Source organism: Guyparkeria hydrothermalis (assembly GCF_023555375.1).
GTDB lineage: Bacteria > Pseudomonadota > Gammaproteobacteria > Halothiobacillales > Halothiobacillaceae > Guyparkeria > Guyparkeria hydrothermalis.
This window is the reverse complement of the sequence record NZ_JAJSEE010000008.1, coordinates 69,569-95,216: the sequence shown is the minus strand read 5'-3', so window position 1 is coordinate 95,216 and position 25,648 is coordinate 69,569. Positions and strand designations below refer to the sequence as shown.

Annotated in this window: 25 protein-coding genes; 15 read left to right on the top strand and 10 right to left on the bottom strand. The window is 68.0% G+C overall.

Going from position 1 to position 25,648, the window contains the following annotated elements; translation table 11 throughout:
* The first annotated feature begins 21 nt into the window (after nucleotides 1-21).
* The 6 genes from ilvC (at nucleotide 22) to LV475_RS10665 (ending at nucleotide 6,346) form a co-directional block, all read left to right on the top strand.
* Nucleotides 22-1,038, top strand: a complete 1,017-nt coding sequence (ilvC, locus tag LV475_RS10690; protein WP_250106295.1) for a ketol-acid reductoisomerase — start codon at nucleotides 22-24, stop codon at nucleotides 1,036-1,038.
* A gap of 42 nt (nucleotides 1,039-1,080) precedes the next feature.
* The gene (gene pssA, locus LV475_RS10685; protein WP_156227855.1) at nucleotides 1,081-1,860 is read left to right on the top strand and encodes a CDP-diacylglycerol--serine O-phosphatidyltransferase; all 780 of its coding nucleotides are present in this window, start codon (nucleotides 1,081-1,083) and stop codon (nucleotides 1,858-1,860) included.
* Between the two features lie 233 nt (nucleotides 1,861-2,093).
* On the top strand, nucleotides 2,094-3,641 hold the full coding sequence (locus tag LV475_RS10680; protein ID WP_156227857.1) for a 2-isopropylmalate synthase: 1,548 nt from the start codon (nucleotides 2,094-2,096) through the stop codon (nucleotides 3,639-3,641).
* 28 nt (nucleotides 3,642-3,669) lie between these two features.
* On the top strand, nucleotides 3,670-4,212 hold the full coding sequence (locus LV475_RS10675) for a hypothetical protein (protein ID WP_250106294.1): 543 nt from the start codon (nucleotides 3,670-3,672) through the stop codon (nucleotides 4,210-4,212).
* Nucleotides 4,209-4,679: a ribosomal protein S18-alanine N-acetyltransferase gene (gene rimI / locus LV475_RS10670; protein ID WP_250106293.1), complete on the top strand. Its 471-nt coding sequence runs from the start codon at nucleotides 4,209-4,211 to the stop codon at nucleotides 4,677-4,679. The genes LV475_RS10675 and rimI overlap by 4 nt, the downstream gene beginning before the upstream one ends.
* Nucleotides 4,680-4,744: 65 nt before the next feature.
* Nucleotides 4,745-6,346 (top strand): peptide chain release factor 3, encoded by a 1,602-nt coding sequence (locus LV475_RS10665; RefSeq protein ID WP_250106292.1) that lies wholly within the window; start codon nucleotides 4,745-4,747, stop codon nucleotides 6,344-6,346.
* Nucleotides 6,347-6,366: 20 nt separating this feature from the next.
* Here the strand turns inward: LV475_RS10665 and LV475_RS10660 are convergent, their stop codons facing one another.
* Entirely contained in the window at nucleotides 6,367-7,077 is a 711-nt protein-coding gene (locus tag LV475_RS10660; RefSeq protein ID WP_250106291.1) for a hypothetical protein, read from the bottom strand.
* Between the two features lie 268 nt (nucleotides 7,078-7,345).
* Here LV475_RS10660 and LV475_RS10655 point away from each other — a divergent pair, with 268 nt between their 5' ends.
* Entirely contained in the window at nucleotides 7,346-8,152 is an 807-nt protein-coding gene (locus LV475_RS10655) for a rhodanese-like domain-containing protein (protein ID WP_250106290.1), read from the top strand.
* Nucleotides 8,153-8,217: 65 nt separating this feature from the next.
* On the opposite strand, the gene gluQRS is transcribed toward LV475_RS10655, so the two are convergent.
* Nucleotides 8,218-9,114 carry a tRNA glutamyl-Q(34) synthetase GluQRS gene (gluQRS, locus tag LV475_RS10650; RefSeq protein ID WP_156227867.1) on the bottom strand — a complete coding sequence of 299 codons (897 nt, stop codon included), beginning with the start codon at nucleotides 9,112-9,114 and terminating at the stop codon, nucleotides 8,218-8,220.
* 145 nt (nucleotides 9,115-9,259) lie between these two features.
* On the opposite strand from gluQRS, the gene LV475_RS10645 reads away from it, so the two are divergent.
* The 3 genes from LV475_RS10645 to LV475_RS10635 all read left to right on the top strand — a co-directional run bounded on the left by LV475_RS10645 (nucleotide 9,260) and on the right by LV475_RS10635 (nucleotide 13,852).
* The gene (locus LV475_RS10645; RefSeq protein ID WP_250106289.1) at nucleotides 9,260-11,290 is read left to right on the top strand and encodes a lytic transglycosylase domain-containing protein; all 2,031 of its coding nucleotides are present in this window, start codon (nucleotides 9,260-9,262) and stop codon (nucleotides 11,288-11,290) included.
* Nucleotides 11,291-11,322: 32 nt separating this feature from the next.
* The gene (sbcB, locus tag LV475_RS10640) at nucleotides 11,323-12,861 is read left to right on the top strand and encodes an exodeoxyribonuclease I (RefSeq protein ID WP_250106288.1); all 1,539 of its coding nucleotides are present in this window, start codon (nucleotides 11,323-11,325) and stop codon (nucleotides 12,859-12,861) included.
* A 352-nt stretch (nucleotides 12,862-13,213) separates the two neighbouring features.
* Entirely contained in the window at nucleotides 13,214-13,852 is a 639-nt protein-coding gene (locus LV475_RS10635) for a CBS domain-containing protein (protein ID WP_136867091.1), read from the top strand.
* A gap of 30 nt (nucleotides 13,853-13,882) precedes the next feature.
* On the opposite strand, the gene LV475_RS10630 is transcribed toward LV475_RS10635, so the two are convergent.
* Together LV475_RS10630 and LV475_RS10625 are read right to left on the bottom strand one after the other, a co-directional pair.
* Complete coding sequence (locus tag LV475_RS10630) at nucleotides 13,883-14,311, bottom strand: CZB domain-containing protein (RefSeq protein WP_197039193.1); 429 nt, start codon at nucleotides 14,309-14,311, stop codon at nucleotides 13,883-13,885.
* 315 nt (nucleotides 14,312-14,626) lie between these two features.
* A complete protein-coding gene (locus LV475_RS10625; protein ID WP_250106287.1) occupies nucleotides 14,627-15,382 on the bottom strand; it encodes an HAD family hydrolase in 756 nt (251 codons plus the stop codon).
* A gap of 78 nt (nucleotides 15,383-15,460) precedes the next feature.
* On the opposite strand from LV475_RS10625, the gene LV475_RS10620 reads away from it, so the two are divergent.
* Entirely contained in the window at nucleotides 15,461-16,267 is an 807-nt protein-coding gene (locus tag LV475_RS10620) for a BPSS1780 family membrane protein (protein ID WP_156227875.1), read from the top strand.
* A gap of 142 nt (nucleotides 16,268-16,409) precedes the next feature.
* Here the strand turns inward: LV475_RS10620 and LV475_RS10615 are convergent, their stop codons facing one another.
* The 4 genes from LV475_RS10615 to wrbA form a co-directional block, all read right to left on the bottom strand.
* Entirely contained in the window at nucleotides 16,410-16,892 is a 483-nt protein-coding gene (locus LV475_RS10615; protein WP_136867087.1) for an FKBP-type peptidyl-prolyl cis-trans isomerase, read from the bottom strand.
* Nucleotides 16,893-16,995: 103 nt separating this feature from the next.
* A complete protein-coding gene (gene galU / locus LV475_RS10610) occupies nucleotides 16,996-17,817 on the bottom strand; it encodes a UTP--glucose-1-phosphate uridylyltransferase GalU (RefSeq protein ID WP_136867086.1) in 822 nt (273 codons plus the stop codon).
* Between the two features lie 2 nt (nucleotides 17,818-17,819).
* Nucleotides 17,820-18,251, bottom strand: a complete 432-nt coding sequence (locus LV475_RS10605) for a DUF2069 domain-containing protein (protein WP_136867085.1) — start codon at nucleotides 18,249-18,251, stop codon at nucleotides 17,820-17,822.
* Nucleotides 18,251-18,841: an NAD(P)H:quinone oxidoreductase gene (gene wrbA, locus LV475_RS10600; RefSeq protein WP_136867084.1), complete on the bottom strand. Its 591-nt coding sequence runs from the start codon at nucleotides 18,839-18,841 to the stop codon at nucleotides 18,251-18,253. The genes LV475_RS10605 and wrbA overlap by 1 nt, the downstream gene beginning before the upstream one ends.
* A 179-nt stretch (nucleotides 18,842-19,020) precedes the next feature.
* On the opposite strand from wrbA, the gene LV475_RS10595 reads away from it, so the two are divergent.
* From LV475_RS10595 to LV475_RS10585, 3 genes are read left to right on the top strand one after another with little or no spacing between them, the layout of a single operon-like run.
* Nucleotides 19,021-19,602 (top strand): thioredoxin family protein, encoded by a 582-nt coding sequence (locus LV475_RS10595; protein ID WP_136867083.1) that lies wholly within the window; start codon nucleotides 19,021-19,023, stop codon nucleotides 19,600-19,602.
* A gap of 58 nt (nucleotides 19,603-19,660) precedes the next feature.
* Nucleotides 19,661-21,115, top strand: a complete 1,455-nt coding sequence (locus tag LV475_RS10590; protein ID WP_250106286.1) for a TolC family protein — start codon at nucleotides 19,661-19,663, stop codon at nucleotides 21,113-21,115.
* Entirely contained in the window at nucleotides 21,112-21,900 is a 789-nt protein-coding gene (locus LV475_RS10585; protein WP_250106285.1) for an efflux RND transporter periplasmic adaptor subunit, read from the top strand. The genes LV475_RS10590 and LV475_RS10585 overlap by 4 nt, the downstream gene beginning before the upstream one ends.
* A 79-nt stretch (nucleotides 21,901-21,979) precedes the next feature.
* Here LV475_RS10585 and LV475_RS10580 read toward each other — a convergent pair whose 3' ends face one another.
* Together LV475_RS10580 and LV475_RS10575 are read right to left on the bottom strand one after the other, a co-directional pair.
* Nucleotides 21,980-23,686, bottom strand: a complete 1,707-nt coding sequence (locus tag LV475_RS10580; protein ID WP_250106284.1) for a proline--tRNA ligase — start codon at nucleotides 23,684-23,686, stop codon at nucleotides 21,980-21,982.
* Between the two features lie 170 nt (nucleotides 23,687-23,856).
* Nucleotides 23,857-24,390, bottom strand: a complete 534-nt coding sequence (locus LV475_RS10575) for a DUF4124 domain-containing protein (RefSeq protein WP_136867079.1) — start codon at nucleotides 24,388-24,390, stop codon at nucleotides 23,857-23,859.
* Between the two features lie 234 nt (nucleotides 24,391-24,624).
* Here LV475_RS10575 and LV475_RS10570 point away from each other — a divergent pair, with 234 nt between their 5' ends.
* Complete coding sequence (locus tag LV475_RS10570; RefSeq protein WP_136867078.1) at nucleotides 24,625-25,578, top strand: LysR family transcriptional regulator; 954 nt, start codon at nucleotides 24,625-24,627, stop codon at nucleotides 25,576-25,578.
* Nucleotides 25,579-25,648 lie beyond the last annotated feature (70 nt).

Here is a 25,648-nt window from a genome sequence, read left to right as displayed (position 1 = left end):
ACTCGACTGGAGACACATCTCATGCAGGTTTACTACGACAAGGACTGCGACCTCTCCCTGATCCAGGGCAAGAAGGTCGCCATCATCGGCTACGGCTCGCAGGGTCACGCCCACGCGCTGAACCTGAAGGAATCGGGCGTCGAGGTCGCGATCGGCCTGCGCGCCGGCTCCGGCTCGCAGAAGAAGGCCGAGGGCGAAGGCCTGACGGTCAAGACCATCGAGGAGGCCTCCGCCTGGGCTGACGTCGTCATGGTGCTGGCACCGGACGAAAACCACGCCGAGATCTACGCCAACCAGATCGAGCCGAACCTGCGTGAAGGCGCGACGCTGGCGTTCGCCCACGGCTTCTCCGTCCTCTACAACCAAGTCTCCCCGCGCAAGGACCTCGACGTGATCATGATCGCGCCGAAGGCCCCGGGTCACACCGTGCGCTCCGAGTTCGCCCGTGGCGGCGGCATCCCGGATCTGATCGCGATCCACCAGGACGCCTCCGGCAAGGCCAAGGAGATCGCGCTGTCCTACGCCTCCGGCATCGGCGGTGGTCGGACCGGCATCATCGAGACCACCTTCAAGGACGAGACCGAGACCGACCTGTTCGGTGAGCAGGCCGTGCTCTGCGGCGGCACCGTCGAGCTGGTCCGCGCCGGTTTCGAGACCCTGACCGAGGCGGGCTACCCGGCCGAGATGGCCTACTTCGAGTGCCTGCACGAACTCAAGCTGATCGTCGACCTCATGTACGAGGGCGGCATCGCCAACATGAACTACTCGATCTCCAACAACGCCGAGTTCGGCGAGTACGTCACCGGCCCGAAGGTGATCAACGAGGAGTCCCGTCAGGCGATGCGCGAGGCGCTGGCCAACATCCAGAACGGCGAGTACGCCAAGCGCTTTATCAACGAGGGGGCTCTGAACTACCCTTCGATGACGGCCCGCCGTCGCCAGGACGCCGAGCACCCGATCGAGCAGGTCGGCGAGCGCCTGCGCGGCATGATGCCGTGGATCAGCGCGAACAAGATCGTCGACAAGTCCCGCAACTGATCGCGGGACGATCGCACGAGGCAATCCCGGGAGGGGCAGAACATGGATCACGAGACGCAGACCGAGCAGCAACCGGCCGACCGGCAGGATGACCATCGGCGGCGCAAGGCGATCTACCTTCTGCCCAACCTGATCACGACCGGCGCCCTGTTCGCCGGTTTTTTCGCGATTGTGATGGCCGTTCAGGACAACTTCGTCCCGGCGGCCATCGCCGTTTTCGTTGCCATGCTGCTCGACGGCATGGATGGCCGAGTGGCGCGGATGACCGGCACCGAATCGGAGTTCGGCATCCAGTACGACTCGCTCTCCGACGTGATCTCGTTCGGCATCGCCCCGGCGCTCATTGTCTACCTGTGGAGCCTGCAGGGCATGGGCGATCGCTGGGGCATGCTCGGCGCCTTCGTCTTCGCCGCGGCGGCTGCGATTCGCCTGGCACGCTTCAACGTGCAGGTGGAGACGGTCGACAAGGGCTACTTCGTGGGACTGGCCTCGCCGGCGGCCGCGGCGGTGCTGATGGGCATGGTGTGGTTCTTCGAGGCGCACGATATCCCGTTCGAGGCACAGCAGGGCTGGGTCTGGGTGATCACCATCACCACCGGCCTGCTGATGGTCTCGAGCTTCCCGTACTTCAGTGGCAAGCGGCTCTCGCCGCGTCTGCGCGTCTCGTTCCTGAGCCTGCCGATCGCGATCATCGTGTTCGTGCTGCTCCTGAAGGATTTCGCCCTGACGCTGTGGGTGCTGGCGAGTGCCTATGCGCTCTCGGCGCCGCTGTGGACGTTGACGCGGGGATTGCGTCGGCGCCTCAAGCGCCCGGCATCTTGAAACGCATCGCGCGCGTCGTTACCTTGCAGTCATGAGCCGTCTTCTGCGCACAGCCCATTTTTCCCTCCCGGCCACCGTTCCGGTGGTGGGGCTGTGCGCCGTCGGCTCGTCGCTGCTGCTGCGACTGCCCCGCTGGGGCTATTGACTAAGGCCTGGCGAGGCGACCCACGCGACCACCAATACGTTTGACATGCCGACGGGATCGCCCGGCGGTGACTTTTGAGGTTTATGCCATGAGCAGCAGTGACTCCTTGATCATCTTCGACACCACGCTTCGCGACGGCGAGCAGAGCCCGGGCGCGTCCATGACGCGCGACGAGAAGCTGCGCATTGCCCGTCAGCTGGAGCGACTGGGCGTGGACGTGATCGAGGCCGGTTTCGCCGCGGCAAGCGAGGGCGACTTCAACGCCATTCGCACCATCGCCGAGCACGTCGAGCATTCCACCATCTGTTCGCTGGCGCGCGCCGGCGAGAAGGACGTGCGCCGTGCCGGCGAGGCGGTGGCCCCGGCCCCCCGGCGCCGCATCCACACCTTTATCGCCACCAGCCCGATCCACATGGAGAAGAAGCTCCGCATGAGCCCCGACGAGGTGGTCGGGCACGCGGTGAATGCCATCAAGATCGCGCGCGAGTACACCGACGACGTCGAGTTCTCCGCCGAGGACGCGGTGCGCTCGGAGATGGACTTCCTGGTCCGCGTCTTCGAGGCGGCGATCGAGGCCGGCGCGACCACGCTCAACGTCCCCGACACGGTGGGTTACGCCACGCCGGACCAGTGGGCCGAGCAGATGGCGACCCTGATCGAGCGGGTGAACGGCTCGGAGAACGTGATCTGGTCGACGCACTGCCACAACGACCTGGGGCTTGCCGTGGCCAACTCGCTTGCCGCCGTGCGCTCCGGTTTCCGCCAGGTCGAGTGCACCATCAACGGGCTTGGCGAGCGGGCCGGCAACGCCGCGCTCGAGGAGGTGGTCATGGCCACCCGCACGCGCCAGGACGTCTACGGCGTCTCGACGCGGATCGACACCACCCAGATCGTGCCGACCTCGAAGCTGGTTTCGACCATCACCGGCTACCCGGTGCAGCCCAACAAGGCGATCGTGGGGGCCAACGCCTTCGCGCACGAGTCGGGCATCCACCAGGACGGCGTGCTTAAGCACCGCGAGACCTACGAGATCATGCGCGCCGAGGACGTCGGCTGGTCGACCAACCGGCTGTCGCTGGGCAAGCTCTCCGGGCGCAACGCCTTCAAGAGCCGGCTGAAGGACCTCGGCGTCGAGCTCGAGAGCGAAGAGGCGCTCAACGACGCGTTCCGTCGCTTCAAGGAACTGGCCGACAAGAAGCGCGAGATCTTCGACGAGGACATCCAGGCGCTGGTTTCCGAGGTCTATGACGAGCAGGAAGAGGCCTTCCGCCTGGTGGCCCTGCACGTCTGCTCGGAGACCGGCGAGACCCCCGAGGCGACCGTCACCGCGTCGATCCGCGGCGAGGAGATGACCGCCACGGCCACCGGCGCCGGCCCGGTCGACGCCGCACTGGCCGCGATCGAGAAGATCGTCGCCTCGGGCGCCAACCTGCAGCTCTATTCGGTCAACAACATCACCAGCGGCACTGACGCCCAGGGCGAGGTCAACGTGCGCCTCGAGCGCGCCGGTCGGATCGTCACCGGGCAGGGGGCGGATACCGATATCGTGATCGCCTCGGCCAAGGCCTATCTAAACGCCATCGAGCGCCTCGAGCATCCGCCCAAGCGTGCCCACCCGCAGATGGGTGACGTGTGACCCACCGGATCGGGGCTGGGGCTTGATCATGGCGCTGCGGGTCGATCGGCAAACCGCACTGGGCTGGCTGGGTATCGAGGGCTACCGGCCCAGCGGTCGGGTCGATCCGGTCGCCCCCCGGTCGATGCCCGCCGACGAGGCCGGCGAGATGGACTTGCCGATCGAGACAGCGGTTGACGCCGAACGCCAACTCGCCGAGACCATGGGCGCATCGCCGGCGATCGAGACCGCTGCCGTCGTCGAAGCCGAAGCGGGCATCGACGTCGAGGGACGGGCTGGCCGCGACGAGGGGGCTCAAGCCGGGTCCGTCGCGGCCGGCTCGGAGGCGCCCAGCGACGCGAGCAGGGACGGCTCGGCCACCCGCTTGACGGTGAGCGCCGACTCGCCCCACCGCCCCCTGGCCGAGGCGATCGCCCGGGTGGCCGGTCTGGCCTGTGAGACCGACCCGGCCGGCGACTGCCTGCACCTGGCCGGGAAGACCTGGTCGCTGGCGGCCCTGGCGAACGATTCCCAGGCGAAGCGCCAGCTGTGGCGGGCGCTGGTCGCCCGTGGAAGGCGGCCGCGGGCGTGAGTACCGCGGCTGCCAGGGTGCCGTCATGGGACTGGGCGGCATTGGCCGGTGAGGACCTGCCCGAGATCCTCGCGATCGAGGAGGCCGCGCACCCGTACCCCTGGAGCGAGGCGGTGTTCGAGGACTGCTTGCGCGCCGGTTACCGGCTCGACGGGGCCTTCGACCGCGGCCAGCTGATCGGCTACTCGGTGGTGATGACGGTGCTCGACGAGTGGCACCTGCTCAATCTGTGTGTCGACCCGGCCGTGCAGCGGCGCGGGGCGGGCCGGTTCCTGCTCGAGCGACTGCTCGAGTCGGCGGTCGCGGCCGAGGCCAGCTGCCTGCTCCTCGAGGTGCGTGCCGGTAACCGGGCGGCCATTGCCCTGTACGAGTCGGCCGGCTTCGCCGATATCGGCCACCGAAAGGCGTATTATCCGGCCCCAAACGGACGCGAGGACGCGCGCGTGATGCGTCGCCTGCTGTCCTGATCCTGTTTTACGGGCCTGCCGCCGTCATCGGCGGCAGGCCGAGCGATTTCCCTAGCCGAGCATTCATGAGCACCACACCCGAAAACGATTACTCCAGCCGCCGGACGTTCGCGATCATCTCGCACCCCGACGCGGGCAAGACCACCATGACCGAAAAGCTGCTGCTGTTCGGCGGCGCGATCCAGCTCGCCGGCACGGTCAAGGGCAAGAAATCCGGTCGTCACGCCACCTCCGACTGGATGGCGATGGAGAAGGAGCGGGGCATCTCGGTGACCTCCTCGGTGATGCAGTTCCCCTACCGCGAACGCATCGTCAACCTGCTCGATACCCCGGGCCACGAGGACTTCTCCGAGGACACCTACCGCGTGTTGACCGCGGTGGATTCGGCGTTGATGGTGATCGATGCGGCCAAGGGCGTGGAGGCGCGCACCATCAAGCTGATGGAGGTCTGCCGCCTGCGCACCACGCCGATCATGACCTTCGTCAACAAGCTCGACCGCGAGGGTCGCGACCCGCTCGAATTGCTCGACGAGGTCGAGACGGTGCTGAACATCCGCTGCGCGCCGGTGACCTGGCCGATCGGCAGCGGCAAGCGTTTTCGCGGCATCTACCACATCGCCCAGGACACCACCTACCTCTATGGGGCCGCCGACGGCACGCGCGACCAGGCGGTCGAGGCGATCAAGGGACTGGACAACCCGGATCTCGACGCGCGCATCGGCAGCCAGGCCGACGAGTTGCGCGACGAGATCGAGCTGGTGGCCGGGGCGGCCGACGAGTTCGACCTTGAGGCCTACCTCGCCGGCGAGCAGACGCCGGTGTACTTCGGCTCGGCGATGAACAACTTCGGCGTGCAGTCGCTGCTCGACGACTTCGTCGAGTACGCCCCGCCGCCGCAGCCGCGCGAGGCGACCGGGCGCACGGTCGACCCGTCGGAGACCAAGTTCACCGGCTTCGTCTTCAAGATCCAGGCGAACATGGACCCGCAGCACCGCGACCGGATCGCGTTCCTGCGCATCTGCTCGGGCGAGTTCCGCCGCGGCATGAAGTCCCACCACGTGCGCCTGGGGCGTGACGTGAAGATCCCGGACGCCCTGACCTTCATGTCCTCCGACCGGGTGCGTCTCGAGACCGCTCAGGCCGGCGACATCATCGGCATCCACAACCACGGCACGGTCCGCATCGGCGACACCTTCACCGAGGGCGAGAAGCTCGCCTTTACCGGCATCCCGAACTTCGCGCCGGAACTGTTCCGCCGCGCGCAGCTGAAGGACCCGCTCAAGTCCAAGCAGCTGCTCAAGGGGCTGTCACAGCTGTGTGAGGAAGGGGCGACCCAGCTCTACCGGCCGATGACCAACAACGACCTCATCCTGGGGGCGGTGGGCGTGCTGCAGTTCGACGTGGTCGCCCAGCGACTCAAGGACGAGTACAACGTCGACTGCCGATTCGAGGCGGTCAACGTCAACACCGCCCGCTGGGTCGAGTGCGACGACGCCAAGCGCTTCGAGGAGTTCAAGAACAAGAACCAGCAGAACCTGGCGCTCGATCACGCCGGCGACCTGGTCTACATCGCCCCCACCCGGGTCAACCTGCAGATGACGCAGGAGCGCTGGCCCGAGGTCCGTTTCCTCGCCACCCGCGAGCACGGCGACTACAGCACGGAATAGTCGGGACGCCCGCTGTGGGCTCAGTGCTCCGCCGGATCCCCGTCGGGATCGCCGCCCAGTGTGCCCTCGACCAGTTGGTCGAACTGGGCCGGGTTGATGTACTGGAACAATTCCTTGTCGTCCGGCTCGACGGTGATGGCCAGGCCCTTCTCGGGGTAGAGCCACAGCTGTGCCTGCGGCTCGTCCTCGTCGCGCTCGGCGCGTGGCATCGGTCGTTTTTCCGCCGGCTTGCCGAAACGGCGGGTGATCAGGTCTTCCTCGTAGTCGGCGCTGGGCGCGTAACTGATCGAACGGATCGGCTTGTTTTGCGCCTCGAGCAGCGCGTCGTCCGACATCGACAGCTTGCGCGCCCCGCTGGGCGTCGGGTCGGCGATGCGCGAATCCTCGGCCCACCGCTCCAGCGTGTCGGGATCAACCTCGGCCACCAGGATCACCTTGGCCGTCAGCGGTCCCACGTTCATGCGGCCGAAGAAGGCCTCCATCGACAGCGGCTTGCCGGGCTGGGAAAAGATCGCCAGGTCCGCCTTCTGGTCGTAGCGTCGCTTGAAGTCCAGCAGGGTCGATTCCCCCAGCGTCACGCCGAACACCGACACCTGACCGCGGTCGTTGACCTCGACGTCCCAGGGCAGGAACGGGTGGTCGGGCGGGGTAGGCTCGCAGCCGGCCAGCAGGCCGGCGAACAGGCTCGCGGCAAGCGCGATGGACCGGGGGGCGGAGAGGAGGTGGGGCATGGGCATTCCAGAAACGAGCCAGTGATAAGGAGAGTGGGGCGGTGTCGGACGCGGCAAACGGCCCGAGCCGGGATTTAATCAGCCCGGCGGACGGCGGGCAAGTCGGCCGACGTCTCGTGACGGCTGGTCGTACGGCCCGTGTCTCGCCCATATATTGCGTTGAGCGAGTCCATGGGGGTATGTTGCCTGCATTCGGTTCGTCACATCAGGAGGGACGCGCATGCCGATTGCCGGGAGTTCGAATGGAATCGTTGGGCGAGTCGGGTCGTTGAACGGCCTGCCGGGCGTCCTGTTGCTGGGCGTTGCCCTGCTGCTTGGCGCCCCGGCCGGTGCGGAGGACTTCCCGTTGCGCGACAAGTACGCCTCGGTGGGCGTGCCGCCGGTGGAAACCGAGGAGCTGGCGGCCTCGCTGGATGCGATGGCCGTGGTCGATGCGCGCTCGCGCTACGAGTTCGAGACCCTGCACGTGCGCGATGCCGTCTCGATCCCGCTCGCCTCGCGGGACTTCGACGAATCCGTCCTCGCCCTGGCCGAGGAGAGTGGTCAGCCGCTGGTGTTCTACTGCAATGGCGTGACCTGCGCGGTTTCCTACAAGGCCGCCCTGAAGGCCAAGGAGGCGGGGGTCGAGGACGCACGCGTCTATGACGCGGGGGTGTTTGCCTGGGCCCAGGCCCACCCCGAGCACACGGTGCTCCTGGGCGAGCCGCTGCAAAGCGTCGACCGCCTGATCGCCAACGAGGAGTTCGAGCGCCGGCTCCTCGGGGAGGATGCCTTCTACGCGCGCATCGAGGCTAGCGCCGATCCGATCATCGTGGATATCCGCAGCAAGGATCAGCGCCAGGGGGTGTCGTTGTTCCAGATGCGCGACCGCCACGTACCGCTGACCAACGACAACCGCGAGCTGGGTGGCCTGGTCGAGGTGGCCATGAGCGAGAATCGACCGATGTTCTTCGTCGATGCCACCGGCAAGCAGGTGCGCTGGCTGCAGTACTACCTCGAGGGCCAGGGCGTCCCGGAATACTGGTTCCTCGAAGGCGGGGCCAGCAAGATCTACGAGAGCATGGGGATCCAGTAGCTCCCAGCCTGTCGCACGGTCCTCACCCCGTGCCCATCATCCTCGCTTGCCGCGGCCGGCGGCGCTCAGCCGATCGCGTGACGATCCCGCCACTCGGCGGTCCAGCGGTCGAGCAGCTCGGGTACGGTCACCCGGTCGGTGACGTCGGTGTCGAGCCCGAGCACGCCCGCCGCCGCGCGCAGGTTGTCGGTTGCCTTTCGCGTGTCCAGCGGGGTGGCCTGGTTGGTCTTGCTCAGCTTGCGCCCGTCCGGGCCGGTGACCAGGGGCAGGTGCAGGTAGGTCGGTACGCGCAGGCCCAGTGTCTCGGCCAGTTCCACGTGCAGCGGCGTCAAGGGGGCGAGGTCCTCGCCACGCACCACCTGCGTGATGCCCATCTCGTGATCATCCACCACGTTGGCTAGATGATAGGCGATCGGTCCGTCGGCCCGGCGCAATACCGGGTCGCCCACCTCGGTGGCCAGTTGCTGGCTCACCTCGCCCAGGCGACGGTCGGCGACACGCCGTTGCCGATCATCCACCTGGAATCGCCAGGCGTGTCGCTCGTCGGCCGCGGCGGGCTGCCGGCGGCAGAAACCGGGGTAGATCGGACCGATCGCGCCGATGACCTGGCCGTGTTGCTCGGCCCAGTCACGCAGCCGGGCGCGGGTGCAGTTGCAGCGGTACAACCTCCCCATGGTCTCGAGTCGGTCCAGGGCGGCTTCGTAATGGGCCGTGCGCCGACTCTGGAAGACCACCTCGCCATCGAAGACCAGCCCGTGTGCCTGCAACTGGGCGAGGATCTCCTCGATCGCCTCCGGTCGACTGCGTGCCTGATCGGTATCGTCGATTCGCAGCGACCACCGCCCCGCGTGGGCCCGCGCGTCCAGAAAACTCCCCAGCGCTGCGACCAATGAGCCGGCATGCAGCGGCCCCGACGGGGTCGGGGCGAAGCGGCCGTGGTAGCTCGGGTGGCGGGACGTCATGCGATCGGGGATCTCGGTTGGTGGTTGCCCGTCGATGTAATGACGGCGGGCGGCGAACTCAAGGGCGAATGGCGCATCCTACAGGGGCTTGAGAATCGCGCCGTTGTCATGCCCCCATCGTTACCTGATGTCGTAGAGTATCCCCATGTTCCGATCCGCCGTCTCCCGAGTTGTCCATGCCGCCGGCCGCTTCGTGCGCCGGGGGGTGTTCCTGTTGCCCGTGGGATTGCTGGCGATCAGCCCGGTGGCGGGCGCAGCGAATGGCCCCACCAATGGACTCGGGTACCCGGCCCTCGGCGCCGAGCTGGACGGTCCGCTGGAGATTGCCCTCGAGGCGATCGACCGTGGCGATCGTCGTGGCCTGGATCGGGCGCTGGGGCGACTCGATGCGCTGCCCCACGGCGCCTCGGCCGGTCAGTACCTCGAGGCACGCTGGCTGCTCGACCGGGTCGGCCAGTCGCCCTCGGCCGTCGCCGCCCGCCTGCGCGATTACCCGGAGACGCCGCTGATGCCTCGGCTCAAGCGTCGCTACCTGGATCATCTGGCCGAGAACGAGTCCTGGGGCGAGTACCGGCTGGTGTTCGATCGCGCCCCCGAGATCGAACCGGGCACCCGGCGTCAGTGTGCCTACTGGCAGGCCGAACTGGCGCTCGAGGGCAGTCTGGGCGAGGCGCAGGCCGACGCCGCCCGCGACGTCTGGCAGCGCGGGCGCAGCCAGCCGGAGGCCTGTGACCCGGCCTTCGAGTGGCTCGAGTCCAACGGTTATCTCGACGAGTCGGCCTACCGGGCGCGGGTGCGGGCCGCCGTGGCCGCCGGCCAGGATGGTCTGGCGCGCTACCTCGTTCGTCGCGGACCGACGGGGTTGGCGGAATATCGCGATCGCTGGCTGGCTCTGCGCGATCGTACCGCTACGGCCGTTCCCGCCCTGATCGAGGCCGAGGGCGATGCCGAGGAAATCACCCAGGGGCTGCTCTGGCTGGCCAAGCGCGAGCCGGCGCGTGCCCGCGAGTGGTTGGCCCGGGCCGAGTCACAGGAGCTCATCGACGCCGAGCAAGCCGGTCGCGTGGCGCGCCTGGCCGCGCTCAAGGCGGCGTACCGCTACGAGCGCCAAGGGCACGAATGGCTGACCGAGGTGCCGCTTGCCGCCCGCGACGAGGAGGTCTGGACGTGGACCGTGCGCTCGGCGCTGCGCCATCTGGACTGGTCGCGGGTCAAGGCGTCCATCGACGCCATGCCGGCGGAGCTGGCCGAGCGGCGCGAGTGGCGCTACTGGCGCGCCGTTGCCGATGAGCACCTGGGGCAGTCGACCGCCGCCCGTGCCGCGTGGCGCGAACTGGCGGACACGCCCGACTACCACGGCTTTCTCGCTGCCGACCGACTCGGCCTGGGCTACCCCCTGCCGGCCGAACAGAACGGACCGCCCGCGCCTCCGGACGAGGCGGTGGCGGCCCTGCGTGAGCGCCCGTGGTTGGCGCTTGCGTTTGCCCTGCATCGGCTGGACCGTCCGGAGGATGCCCGCCGCCTGTTCAATCACGAGATCGACCAGATCGACGATGCGCTCCTGCCGGCCCTGGCCTACCTCGCCCACGCGGGCGAGTGGCATGACCGGGCCTCGGTGGTGATCGCGCGCATGGACAAGCTCCATGACCCGGCCTGGTACCCGACCCGATTCGCGCTGCCGCACCGGGCGATCGTCGAGGCCCAGGCCGAACGTCAGGGCGTGCCCACCGAATGGGTCTACTCGATCATGCGTCGAGAGAGCCTGTTCATGCGGGATATCGGCTCGGGCGCCGGCGCGCAGGGGCTGATGCAGCTCATGCCGGCCACCGCGCGCTGGATCAACCGACAGGCCGGCCTGGGCCTGTCGCCGCGTCAGCTGGCCGACCCCGGAACCAATGTCGCCCTGGGCGCGGCCTATATCGGCAACATGGCCGAGCGCTTCGGCGGGCAATACCCGCTGGCGACCGCCGCCTACAATGCCGGTCCCGGTCGCATCGGCGACTGGCTGCCGGCGGTGCCGCTGCCCGGCGACGTCTGGGTCGACACCATCCTGTTCGACGAGACGCGCGCCTATGCCCAGGCCGTGCTTGCGGGCATGGTGACCTATCGCTGGCGCCTGACCGGTGAGCCGCGCCGCCTGGGCGAGCTGCTCTCGGTGGTCAGGCCGGCGGATTGATTCACTTGTTTTGATGCCACGGAGTCGGGCCCTTGTCAGTCGCCACCCACCCACCGAGCTTCCTGTTCTTCGACCTGGAGACCACCGGGGCCGACCCGGTCTTCGACCGCCCGCTGCAATTCGCGGCCATCCGCACCGACATGGCCCTCGAGCCGATCGGCGAGCCGGTGGTCTGGTATGCGCGCCCGCCCGATGACTGCCTGGCGCATCCGGCCGCAGTAATGACCACCGGGCTGTTGCCCGACGACCCGGTGCTGGCCGGGGCGGACAGCGAGGCCAACCTGGCCAACCGCATCCACCGCCTGGTGAGCCAGCCGAACACCTGCGTGGTCGGTTTCAACAACCTGCGCTTCGACGCGCCCATGTTGCGCTTTCTCTTCTGGCGCAATCTGCTCGATCCCTACCGCCACGAATGGGAAGACGGCAACAGCCGTTTCGATGTTCTCGACGCCGCACGCGCCTATCGCCTGCTGGCCCCCTCCGCACTCAACTGGCCCGTGGACGGCAACGGCCACCCGACGTTGCGCCTGTCCGAGCTGTCGGCGGCCAATGGCCTGACCCATGAGAACGCCCACGACGCCCTCAGTGACGTCGAGGCGACCATCGACCTGGCTCGGGCCCTGCGTAACGCCGACCCCGCGTTGTGGGAGCGCCTGCTCGCCGCGCGCGACAAGCGCGAGGTGGCCCGCGTGATCGACCAGCCGGGTCACGTCCCCTTCCTGCACGTCTCGCCGCGCCTGCCGGCCCGGGTGGCCTCGGCGTCCATGTTCTGCTCGTTTGGCCAGGTCGACGGCAATCGCAACCGCCGCGAATGCTGGGACCTGCGCTTCGATCCGTTGCCCTGGCTCGATCTGCATGCCGGTCAATGGGCCGAGCGTCGCTTCCTGAAGAGCCCGCCGATCGAGGCCGAGCGCGACTGGGACGAACTGCGCCTGCCGATCAAGTCGATTCACCTCAACCGGGTGCCGGTCGTGCTGCCGGCAGAGACCCTCGAGCGCGACGGGGTGGCCCAGCGGATGGTGATCGACCGCGCACGCATCGAGGAACACGCCGCGTCCTTCCGGCGGCACGTCGATGCCCTGCGCGAGCGCCTGATCGGTGCGCTGGAGCAGACGGAAGGAGACTTCCCGCCGCGACCGGCCGAGCAGTCCCTCTACGCGGGGTTCGTGCCCAACGCCGATCGCCGTCACCTCGAGGACTGGTGGGGGCGTGCCCGCGGGCTGCGCTCGCGCGACGAGGCGATTGCCCACGCGCGTGACCTCCTGGTCTGGCCGTTCGAGGACCCGCGACTGCCGGAACTGGCCGAAGGCTTCGTCGCCCGTAACCTGCCCGAGGCGCTGGATGACGCCGCGAGGGAACGTTGGCGCGCGCGGTTGGTCGATCAATTGCGACCCGGGCAGCGACTCGATCCGGGGCAGGGGCAGGCGCCCGGCACGGACCGCGATTTCCCCGCCATGTTCGCGGAAGTCGAGCGACTGGCCACCGACGAGCATTGGTCGCCCGAGCAACGGGCCTTGCTCGGCCCGTATCGACGCTGGCTCGAACAGCGCGAGCAGGCGCTCAAGGGTTAGGGAAACTCTGCACGAATGCCATACCGCTCTGCGCGTCTTGAGCCGGGTAGATGCAAGGCGCTCGTCCGCCGTGGAAGGGTGATTCCCTTTCCCAGGACGACAACGCAGCAGATGCCCGGCTCAAGGCACGCCCCGCGGGGCTTGGCGAGTCGCCCGTGCTCGGCGTTGCGATGTCTTGACGTGGCCACCGGCACGCCGGCGACATCGCGCCTTGATCACGAACGACTCGCCAAGCCAGAGTGGCATGGCATTCGTGCAGAGTTTCCTTAGGGAACGTCCGCCGATTCAGGCACTTGGCTCAAGTGGGGGCGTGGCGCGCCGATAACCCGGCAGGGAACACGAGGAATCCAGCATGAGCTTTACGGTCTTTGGTCGCGGGGTCAGCGACGGGGTGACGATCGACGAGGCGACGTCGCCCGGCCTGCTGCGCCCGCCGATGATGGTCGAGCCGCCGCCGGCCGTGCGCGAAGATCAGGCCGGTACGCCGTTCGCACGGGAGCGGGAGGCGGGCGGTCGACGGGATGACTCGTTGCGTGCGTATCGGGAGGCGGCCGGGCAGGTCAACCGCGAGCCGTCGCCCGTCTCGGTGGCCGAGCAGATCATGTCGAGCCCGGCACTGACCATCCGCATCAATGACACGGTGGGGCGGGCGCGCGATCTCATGGCCGAGCGGCGGATCGGGCTGTTGCCGGTGATGGGCGAGGACGGGCGCATCGAGGCGGTGATCACGCGCGGCGACATCACGCGCCAGCGGATTCGCTACTCGGATCTTGCCAAGATGCCGGTCGGGGCGATCGCCCGCTTCGAGGTGCTGACCGCCGGCCCCCAGACCAACATCCGCGAGTTGGCCCGGGTGCTGCTCGAGCAGGACATCCGTGGCATGCCCATCGTCGATCAGGCCGAGGACCCGCCCCGGGTGGTCGGCGTGGTCACGCGCAGCGACATCCTGCGCGCGCTGATCAACTACGCGCCCCTCGAGCTCTGGCTCTAGCCCGGTATCGCGTGTGCCCGACCCCGAGGGTCAGATGGTCGGCGTCGTGCCCTGGCGCTGTGCCAGTTCGCAGCTGTCGCTGTAGGCATCACGCATCAGGTTGAAGCAGGTCGCCAGGAACAGGCTCTGCAGTTCGACGAACTCGTCGAAGGCTTCCCGCTCGGCCTGCTCGCCGCCCTCGGCGCTCGTGATCAGCGTATCGGCCGCCTTGTGCATCTTGACGTGCAGCTGATGGACCTTGTCGAATTCGCCCTGGCGGCCGGGAGGTGCGCCGTGGCTCTCCAGGAAGCGCCCGAACCGGCACTCGTGTTCGCTCAGGGTCGGGCGGGGCGTGTTGTAGAGCAGCACCGCCATGATCCGCGAGTACCAGTCGAAGTGCCAGTAGGTGACTTCCTCGAAGCCGTCGATGAAGGCCTGGTAGTCGAACGAGTCCGGCAGGGTCTGGGACGATGCACTCATGGGCGATTTCACTTGCGGTGTGGGGCGTGGGGTCAGTCTAGGGAAGGTCTGCACGAATAGCCAATGCCTCTACGGGTCGCCCGACGGGGCTTGCCGGCTTGCCCGCCCTCGGTGTTGCCGATCCTCGTCGGGCCCTCGTTATCATATTGGGCCCGCCTTCGAGTCGGCGCCTTGATGGCGAACAAGCCGGTAAGCCAGAGGTCGTGCAGACCGTCCCTAAGCGATTTCAATTCGCCCTGACAGGATGAGTGGAACATTCGGCCATGACGACTTGATGTCGCCAGGGCCGCGTCGAGTGCGGCGTGCCGACCAGTCCTAGCGCTTCAGCAGTCCGGTCAGGTACTGCAGATCGACCACGCCGTTGTCGGGGGCGGGGCCGGCAAGCGTTTCGGCCGGCGCGTCCGGTTCGCCCAGCTGGTCGAGGACCGCGGCCGCGCCGTCGAAATCGTCGTCGGCGGTGTAGTCGTTGATGGTCACCACCACCGGCACGTCGGCCGCGCGGGCCGAGCGCACGCCGTTGGCCGAGTCTTCCAGGGCGATGGTCTCGCTCGGGGCAAGATCCATCTGCTCGAGCGTCCAGGTGTAGATGTCCGGGGCCGGCTTCTTGGCCGGGACGATGTCGCCGGCGGCGATCAGCTCGAACCAGCCCGGGCTATCCTCGCCCAGGGTGGCGCGCAGGAGGCCGGTGACGTTTTCCGGCGTGGTGGTCGTGGTGATGGCCAGCCGCATGCCGGCCGCGCGGGCCTCGTCGATCAGTCGCTTGACCCCGGGACGCAGCGGGATCTCGCCGCGCTGCAACAGGTCGAGGTAGTGCGCGGTCTTGGCCTTGTGCAGGCCGGCGATCCAGGCGGCGAGGTCGTCGACCGCCGGACGAGCCGGGGCATGGGTCTCGATGAAGTGCCGGATGCGCTCCTTGCCGCCGGTGACGGAGAGCAGCTCGCCGTAGGTGGCCACGTCCCAGTGCCAGTCCAGCCCGGCATCACGAAAGGCGAGGTTGAAGGCGACGCGGTGACCGTCGCGCTCGGTGTCGGCCAGGGTGCCGTCGACGTCGAAAAGGATGGCTTGCAGCATGCGCGGTTCCAACTTTGGTTACCATTGGGCCCGTTCCCGGAACGGGGATACGAATCAAAACGATCGAGAGTCTACGCAATGCGCAAACGACCGGCCAGTTCCGGTGCCCGCTGGATCGCGGGTGGCTGGCAGCTTCTGAAGACCCGCCCGGGTCTCGTGATTGGCAGTGTGCTGCTGATGTACCTGCTGGTCTTCCTGACCAGTTTCGTGCCCGTGATCGGCATGGGGGCGGGCTACCTGATCGCCCCGATCCTGGGGGGCGGGGTGATCGTGATCTTCGCGCGGATCGCCGAGATCCTGGAACGGGCCGAGGACGAGCCGCTGGCGCGCGAGCAGCCGATCGGCTTCGACCTCCTGTTCTCGCAGTTTTCGGGCCAGGCGCCGTGGCGCCCGTTGCTCGGGCTGGGGGGCGTCACGATTCTCGTGAACCTGGCCATCCTGCTCCTGTTGGCGGCCTTTCTCACCGCGGCGATGCCCGACGGGGGCATGGCGGCGCTGAACAACCCCGAAACCACCGACAGCGAGCGCCTGGCGCAGTTGCTGCCCATCCTGACCTCCGGCTCGGCCATGGGCATCTGGCTCGCGGTGATCGTGATCTACGTGCTCTACCTGTCGGCCATGCTGTTTGCCATCCCGCGGGTGGTGCTGGCCGGGGCGGGCCTGACCGCGGCGCTCACGGCGAGCTTCCGGGCCGTGTGGCTCAACTGGTTGCCGATGCTGATCTTCGGGCTGATCTGGCTGGCCCTGTTCATGACCATTCCGCTCACCGCGGGGCTGAGCGCGATCCTGCTGGTGCCCTGGGCCTGGGCGGCGCTGTATGCCGCCTACGTCTCCATCTTCCCGGCCGAGGAGCCGCGCGCCCAGACAGACGACGCCGTCGGCTGACGCCGTTCGAGGCGCGGGCCGCGCCGGGCTCTCTCGGGCGCTTGGCGCCAGGGCCTGTCCAGGCAAACAAAAAAGGCAGCGTGCTGGCACGCTGCCTTTTTCTTTGGGCGTGCCGGACGGGCGTCCGGCACGCGGCGCTCGATCAGTGCTCGTGACCGCCCGGGCCGTGGACGTGACCGTGCTCGATCTCCTCTTCCGAGGCCGGACGCACGTCCTTGATCTCGACGTCGAAGTGCAGGGTCTCGCCGGCCAGCTCGTGGTTGCCGTCGAGGGTGATCTCGTCGCCGTTGACTTCCTTGATGGTCACGACGGTGACGCCGCCCTCGGTCTGGGCCTGGAAGCGCATGCCCGGCTCGATCTCGTCGACGCCCTGGAACATGGAGCGCGGCACAGTCTGAATCATGCGCTCGTCGCGCTCGCCGTAGGCATCCGCCGGCTCGATGGACACGGACAGGGTGTCACCGACCGCCTTCTCGTCCAGCGCCTTTTCCAGGCCCGGGATGATGTTCTGGTGGCCGTGCAGGTAGGCCAGCGGGCCGGTCTGCTCGGAGCTGTCCATGACCTCTCCGGCATCGTTTTTCAGGGTGTAGTCGATGGAAACGACGTGGTCGTTCTGAACTTGCATTGATTTGCCTCGCGTGGACGGCTGTGAATGTCGGGGACACTTCCCGAATCCTTCTGCGACGTCAGGATCGATAAGAGGTTCCCCGGACGCGCGGGCAGGCGCCCTAGCGCGTGCTGAGGTGATAGAAGTGGTTGGTGGCGGCGACGAAGCCCGACGGGCTGCCGCAGTCGAAACGCCGTCCCTTGAACCGGTACGCGATCACCTTGCCTTGTTCGGCCTGCTCGCGCAAGGCGTCGGTGATCTGGATCTCGCCCCCGGTGCCCGGCGGCGTGCGACGCAGGATGTCGAAGATGTCCGGGGTCAGGATGTAGCGGCCGATGATGGCGAGATTGCCCGGCGCCTCCTCGGCGCTGGGTTTCTCCACCATCTCGCTCACCTGGATGACGTCGTCGTCGATCGGGGTGCCGCCGATCACGCCGTACTTGTGGATGTCCTGTTCGGGGACTTCCTCGACGGCGATCACCGAGCACTGGTGGCGCTCGTAGATGGTGGCCATCTGCGCCATGATCCCGACCGGCGAGCCGACGCAGAGATCGTCGGCCAGCACGACGCCGAACGGCTCGTGGCCGACCAGGCGTTCGCCGGTGAGAATCGCGTGACCCAGCCCCAGCATTTCCAGCTGGCGGGTATAGGAGAAGGTGCAGTTGTCGATCAGGCGGTCGATCGAGGCGAGCAGCGATTCCTTCTTGGTGCCGCGGATCTGGTGCTCGAGCTCGTAGTTGACGTCGAAGTGATCCTCCAGCGCCCGTTTGCCACGCCCGGTCACCATCGCCATCTGCGTCATGCCGGCCTCGAAGGCCTCCTCGACGCCGTACTGGATCAGCGGGCGATCGAGGATCGGCAACATTTCCTTGGGCATGACCTTGGTGGCCGGGAGGAACCGGGTGCCGTACCCGGCGGCGGGAAACAGACACTTGTCGATCATCGTCAGTCCTCTGGTTTGCTGTTTGCTTGTTCGGGGTGGCCGTTCTGCGCCTTGGCGTGACGGGCCTTGAGGTACCGCCGGCGCTTGATGCTGTGCCACCAGGCGGCCAGGAAGGCGACCGTGGCGGCGACGGCGATCAGCAGGTGCCAGCCACGATCGGCGGCGACCGCCCAGGCATCGGTGGCCGAGATCAGAAGGTAGAACAGGGCGACCAGCGCCGCCCAGATCATGGTCTTGTAATGCCCCAGCCACAGGCCGGGCAGGACGACGATCCCGGGCAGCAGCATGAACGTGGTGGTCAGGCCGCCGGGGCGGATTTCCGCGCGGCCGGCGAGCAACAGGCCCAGGTAACCGGCGATCACGGTGAGCAGACCGAGTGCCATCAGCCGCAGCGGCCAGATCGGCAGGCCTTCGCTGGTGCGCCCGGCGAACATCAGGTCAGTTGCCGGGCGATCGTGGCCACCCGCGCACCCAGCGCGCGGGTGAGCTCGCGCTCGTCGCGGCTGAGCCGGGGATGGTCGTTGGCGGTGTGGCTCGCGCCGTAGGGCGTGCCGCCGGTCTGGGTATGGGCCAGCTCGGGTTGCTGGTAGGGGATGCCGGTGATCAGCATGCCGTGATGGATCAGCGGCACGATCATCGACAGCAGCGTGGTTTCCTGGCCGCCGTGCATCGAGCCGGTCGAGGTGAACACCCCGGCGGGGCGGCCGGTGAGCTCGCCGCGGAACCACAGCCCGCTGGTGTCCTCGAGGAAGCGCTTGACCGCCGAGGCCATGCCGCCGAAATAGGTCGGGCTGCCCAGTAACAGGCCGCGGCACTCGCGCAGGTCCTCGATGCTCACCTCCGGGTCGCCGTCGGCGGGTTGCTGACCGTCCGGGCAGGGGATGCGGCGCAGTCGGGCCTGGGCCCCCTCGACTCGTTCGACGCCCCGCGCGGCCTGACGGGCGAGGGACTCGGTGTTGCCGCTGCGGCTGTAGTAGAGAATCAGGATGTCCACGGGAAATTCCGGCAGGGGTGGTAACGCCATTGCGGCCATTGCGCCTCGCGCCAGTTTAGCAATAACCTCGACGGGCAGGGGGCGACGTCCGTCGCCGGGCCGGTCGATGCGGGTGTATTGACAAATCCGCGTTTCGGTTTGATTGTTAGCCCACTATCTGTCTTGCTGCATGTCTGCGCAGGACATGGCCACATCGAGAGGTTACGGCGATGACTGCAAGCCACGTGACACGCCCTACATTGACCAAGCTGGCGAAGCCTCTGCGGTGGATCGGCGCCGCGCCGATCCTGGCCCTGCTCATGGCGATGGGGCTGGCGTTTGCGCCGGCCGGTCAGGCGCAGGAGCTCGAAGGCTTCTGGGACGACCCGTTCAAGGACCTGCAAGCCGACGTCGAGCAGGCCCGCGACGAGGGTAAGGCCGGGGTGTTCGCCTTCTTCGAGATGGACGAGTGCCCGTTCTGCCATCGCATGAAGACCCAGGTGTTCACCGACCCCGAGGTGCAGGAATACATCAAGGAGCACTTCGTCACGGTCAGCATCGACATCGAGGGTGACGTGATGATGACCGCCCCCGACGGCGAGCAGATCAAGGAAAAGGACTTCGCCTTCAAGAAGTATCGCGTGCGCGCGACTCCGGTGATGATCTTCTTCGACACCGAGGGCGAGCCGGCGCTGCGCTACACCGGCCCGACCCAGTCGCCCGAGGAGTTCCAGCAACTGATGGCGTTCTTCGCCTCGGGTGCCTACAAGGAGCCGGGCATGAACTTCTTCAAGTACAAGAAGCAGCAATAAGGCAACAAGGACGCCGCCCGCCGGGCGGCGTCACGGTGCGGGCAGGGAGGCATCGAGCATGGGAAAACGGCGAGACCTCGTCCCGAATCCGCCGGCCGGTCGCAAGCGAGCGGCCGCGCTGACGGCGTTGGTCGCGGGCCTGTTGGTCGCGGCGTTGCCGCCGGCAGGGTGGGCGGCCGACGACCTGCCGCCGCCCCCCGCGGTTGGCGAGGCGGGGCTGGTGAGCCCCGAGCCCCTGCCCGATGCGCTGACCTTCGAGCAGATGCTCCAGCTGCCGCTGGCCAACCAGTACGGCGTGATCGCCGCTCGGGCCCGTTACGAGCGCCAGCGGGCCGAGGAGCAATTGGTCCGTTCATCCAACCGTCCCCAGGTGACCCTCGACGGTCGGCTGCGCTACGTTGAGCCCGGCGAGCTTGCCGTCGAGAACGATCAGCACGACGACCATCGTGCCGGCCTCACCCTGCGCCAGAAGCTGTTCGACTTCGGTCGGCAACAGGATCGCGAGTCGGCCGCCGAGGCACGCCTGGCCGGAGAACGCCTCGCCCTGCTCGACGAGCAGCAGCGTCAGCGCCTGGCCCTGTTGCGTGCCTACTTCGATGTGCTGCTTGCCGACCAGCGCTACCAGGCGCTCAACGAGCGCATGGCCATCCTCTTCATCCGCTACGACCGCGCCCGTGACCGGCGCGAGCTCGGGCAGACCTCCGACTACGACATCGCGGTATTCGAGCGCGATTACCAGGACGTGATGCTCGAACGCGCCCGGGCGGATGCCGAGCGGCGCTTGACCCGCCGGCACCTGGCGGAGGTGGCCGGTCGTCCCGATCAGCTGCCGCGCGAACTCGAGCCCCCGGATCTCGACCGCCTGTTCGAACGCGAGGTGCCCGCCATCGGTGACCTGATCGAGACCGCGCTGGCCGAGGACCTCGCCCTCAACGGTCTGCGACGCCTGCACGAGGGCAGCCGGTCCGAATTGGCCGCGGCCCGCTCGGGCAACCTGCCCAGCGTGCACGGCGAGATCAATGCCGATTACTACACCCGCGAGGGCGCGACCCGCGACCCGTTCCGTGCCGGCGTCTACCTGGAATTCCCGCTGTTCCGCGGTGGGGCGCGCAACGCCGAGATTGCCGCCGCACAGGCCGAGCGCATGGAGGTCGTCGCCCGCATGGCCGAGCGCGAGGCGGACATCCGTCGCTACGCCACCGAACTGGTCGAGATGATCCGGGTGCAGCAGTCGGTCGGCCAGCAGCGTATCGACGCGCTCGATACCTACGCCGAGCTCAATTTCATGCGCAACCAGACCCTCTACCAGATGGAGAAGGCCGCCGACCTGGGCGATGCCATGGCGGAGATGTCGATGGCCAAGTTCGAGCGCATGCAGACCACCTATGCCCTGGCCATGCGCTGGGCCGAGCTGGCCTTGCTGACCGACCAGTCGCTGGAGGCGGTCCTGTTGGGCGAGGCCGACACGCCGCCCGAGGACGGTGATCAGAACACCACGGAGGAAACCTCATGAGACGAATCGAATCGAGCTGGGCGCGTCGCCTGATCGGACCGGTCGCCCTGCTCGGCGCCGGCCTTGCCACGCCGGCCTGGGCGGTCGAGGTTGAGGGGCGGCTGGGGTTTGCCGATCGCGTGGCACTCTCCACCCCGGTCGCCGGGGTGGTCGAATCGGTGCCGGTGCGGGCGGGCCAACGAGTCGAGGCCGGGGCCCTACTGCTCGCACTCGACTCGACGCCGTTCGATCAGCGCCATCGCATGGCCGCCGCACAGATCGAGGGTCTGCGGCTGGCCGCCGACGAGGCGGCGCTGGACGCCGAGCGGGTCCAGGCCCTGTACGACCGCACGGTCGGCTCGGATTCCGAGCGGGCCCTGGCCGTGATCGCCCGCGAGCAGGCCGAGGGCGAGCGTGACCGGGTGCGCGCGCAGGCGGCCTTGCGGGCCTGGGAGCGTGACCAGGCCCGGCTGGAGGCGCCGTTCGACGCGCAGGTCCTGTCGGTGAATACCGCGGTGGGGGAGGTGGTCTCGCCGCAGCTGACGCCGCCGACCCTGGTCGAGATCGCCCGGGCGGACGAGCTGCTGGCCGTCGCCCGCGTGGATGCCGACCAGCTGGGCGCGCTCGAGCTGGGTGATGAGATCGCGATCGATCGCAACGGTGATCGCCAGTCCGGCACCGTGGACGCGATCCGCGCCCGGACGGACGGAGACGGTCCGGTGCGTTACGAGCTGGCGGTACGCGTGCCGCGTGGCGACGGCTGGCGTGCCGGCCAGTCGGTCACCCTGGACCTGCCGGGCGATTGAACGCCTGAATTTTCCGGAGCCGGAAACGAAACGGGGCGGGATGCCAATCCCGCCCCGTTTTGCGTTCCCTTGATGCCGATCAGGCCAGCTGGGCATCCAGCCAGTCGAACAGTTGCTCGGCGGCAATGTCCTCGCTGGCGTCCGCGTCGCGGCGGCGCACCTCGAGCTGGCCGGCGGCGAGCCCGCGCGGGCTTACCACGATGCGCAGCGGGATGCCGATCAGCTCCCAGTCGGCGAAGGCCGCGCCCGGGCGCAGGCCGCGGTCGTCGAGGATGACCTCGATGCCGCGGGCGCGCAGGTCGGCGTAGATGGCCTCGGCGCGTTCCATCACCGTCTCGTCCTTGTTGGCGCCGATCGGCACGATGGCGACGGTGAACGGGGCGATCGGCTGGGGCCAGCGGATGCCGCGCTCGTCGAAGTTCTGCTCGATGGCCGCGGCAACGATGCGCGAGACGCCGATGCCGTAGCAGCCCATCAGCGGGGTGATCGGCTTGCCGTCCTCGCCGAGCACCTCGCAGTTCATGGCCCGGCTGTACTTGTCGCCCAGCTGGAAGACGTGGCCTACCTCGATGCCACGGCAGATGTCGAGCTTGCCCTGGCCATTCGGTGCCGGATCGCCGGCCACCGCGTCGCGCAGGTCGGCGGTTTCCGGCTCGGGCAGGTCGCGGCCCCAGTTGACGCCGGTCAGGTGATAGCCGTCCTTGTTCGCCCCGCAGACGAAGTCGCTCAGGGCAGCGGCGGCATGGTCGACGATCACGGGAATGTCGAGGCCGACCGGGCCGATCGAGCCGACCGAGGCACCGGTGAGCTTGGGCGCCTCGGCCTCGTCAACGAAGGTCAGCGGCTCGGCGATGGCCGGTTGCTTGGTTGCCTTGATCTCGTTGAGCGCGTGGTCGCCGCGCAGTACCAGCGCGACGGCCGGCACCTCGGTACCCTGGACCAGCAGGGTCTTGACCGTGCGTGTGGCCGGTACGTCGAGCGTGCTGGCCACGTCGTCGATGGTGCGCGCGTTGGGCGTGGCGACCTCGCTCATGGCCTCGGCCGGTTCGGCGCGCGGGCCGTCAGCCGGGAAGGTGGGGGCCATCTCGACGTTGGCGGCGTAGTCGCCATCGACGGCGTAGGCGATGGCATCCTCGCCGGAGTCGGCCAGGACGTGGAACTCGTGCGAGGCGTTGCCGCCGATCGAGCCGGTGTCGGCGACCACCGCGCGCCAGGCCAGCCCCATGCGCTCGAGGATGCGGCTGTAGGCGGTGTACATCAGCTGGTAGGTCTGCTCGAGCGACTCGGCGTCGGCGTGGAAGGAGTAGGCGTCCTTCATGACGAATTCGCGGGCACGCATCACGCCAAAGCGCGGGCGGATCTCGTCACGGAACTTGGTCTGGATCTGGTAGAAGTTGACCGGCAGCTGGCGGTAGCTCTTGAGCTCGCGGCGGGCGTAATCGGTGATCACCTCTTCATGGGTCGGCCCGAAGCAGAAGTCGCGGCCGTGCCGGTCGGTCAGGCGCAGCAGTTCGGGGCCGTACTGCTGCCAGCGGCCCGATTCCTCCCAAAGCTCGGCCGGCTGGACCGCCGGCATCAGCAGTTCGAGCGCCCCGGCGGCATCCATCTCCTCGCGCACGATGGCCTCGACGCGGCGCAGCACCTTCAGTCCCAGCGGCGACCAGGTGTAGAGCCCCGAGGCCAGTTTCTTGAGCATGCCGGCACGCAGCATCAACTGGTGGCTGACAATCTCCGCCTCGGCCGGGGTTTCCTTCATGGTGTTGATGGCGAATTGGCTGGCGCGCATTGGGATCTCGTTCGTATTGGAAAGCGGGGTGCCGGCGGTGTCTCACCGGTGCGTGGCAGGCCGGGATTGTACCGAGCCGGGCGAGGGGGCGTCGAGCGAATCGACGTGACGCCCCGGGAAACGACAACGGCCGCGCGGGGCGGCCGTTGTGTCCGACGGATGGGCCGGGCTTATTCCTCGGCGGCGCTGCAGGCCTCCTCGATGATGGCGTCGAGCCGCTCGAGGCGTTCGCTGCGTTGCGCCTCGCTCATCGGCTGGTACTTGCCATCCTCGTCCTGGACCATCAGCTGGTTGCCGCTGTTGGCCACCGCCTCGCGCTGCTCGCGTGCCTGACGGCAGGTTTCCCTCGCCTTTTCCCGATCGACCACCTTGACCTCGGTGGCCGGGTCGGCGGCCCGGTCGCCGGCGGCCGGGGTTTCCTCGTCGCGGGCTGTCTCCGCCGACACGCTGGGGGCGGGGGGCGAGCCGCCGGCCTCGATGGTTTCGGAGGGGCGGTCCTTGGGCGGGGTCTGCGAGAACTGGACGTTGCCCCGCTCGTCGACGGACTTGTAGATCGTGGCGGCCTCGGCCGGCTGGTGGGCGAACGCCAGCATGATGACGGCCAGCGCGGTGACGCCGGCGCCGGCCAGGCGACGACCGGTGCTCGCCTGGCTGCGAGTCGAGGGGATCCCCAAGAGGGTGGGATGTGCTGCGATTCCTTGCATGATGTCGGGTCCCGAAGTGATGGACGATCCAGTGACGAGTCGACCCCTGCCCGGGCAGGCGTCCTCCTTGCCCGAGCATAAACCGCTCGCCCCGCCGTGAAAAGCCCCCGGCGGGGCGGTCGTGCGGTGATCGCGCCGCGCCTGGTGCTGGTCGCAAAGCAAAAGGTGGCTTGATACACTCACTGCCCAGTTTATCGCTCATCCCTACCGTTCACCGGAACAGAGACTGAACCAATGGCCGACCGTCGCCTCAAGGTTTTCAACACCGTCGCCCGCCTGCTGAGCTTCACCAAGGCAGCCGAGGCGTTGCACATGACGCAGCCGGCGGTCACGTTCCAGGTGCGCCAGCTCGAGGAGCACTTCGACACGCGCCTGTTCGACCGGACCCACAATCGGGTGACGCTCACCGACGTCGGTCACACGGTGTACGAGATCTCCGAGCGCATCTTCGAGCTGTACGACGAGATGGATCGGCGCGTGAAGGAGATGACCGGCGAGATCGGCGGCGCGCTGAACATCGGCGCGAGCATGACGGTCGCCGAGAACATGCTGCCCGCGTTGCTGGGCAACTTCCGCCAGGAGCACCCCGACCTGTCCGTGCGCCTGAAGGTGGGCAACACCGAGTCGGTGGTCTCGATGGTGGAGCACAACGTGGTCGACCTGGCGCTGGTCGAGGGCAGCGTCACCAACAAGAACCTGCTGGTCGAGACCTGCCGGCGCGACGAGCTGGTGGTGATCATGCCGCCGGAGCACGAGCTCGTCGCCTTTGCCGAGGAGGGCGTGCCGGTGGAGAAGCTGATGAAGTACCCCTTCATCTGCCGCGAGGAAGGCTCGGGCACCCGCGAAGTGGTCATCTCCTACATGAACGATCAGGGCTTTGCCGAGGGGTGGGACGTCTGCATGGAGCTGGGCAGTCCCGAGGCGATCAAGGGGGCCGTCGAAGCGGGCATGGGTCTGTCGATCATGTCCTCGGCGGGCATCAGCAAGGAGCTCAAGCTCGGCTTGCTGACCGCCGTACCGCTAAAGCCGCGACTGTTCCGCGACTTCTCCTTCGTGCGTCAGCGCCACAAGTTCCGGCTGCCGGCCATGGAGCAGCTGCTCGAGTTCTCGCGGGGTTACTGCCGAGACAGCACGCCGATGCACGACCTGGAGGTCATCCAGCACACCGCGAATGGCGAGGAGGCCTGACGCGCGCTGGCGATTCGCCGTTTGACCGCGATCCCATCCACGATCGAAACGCCCGGAGGCAACCCTCCGG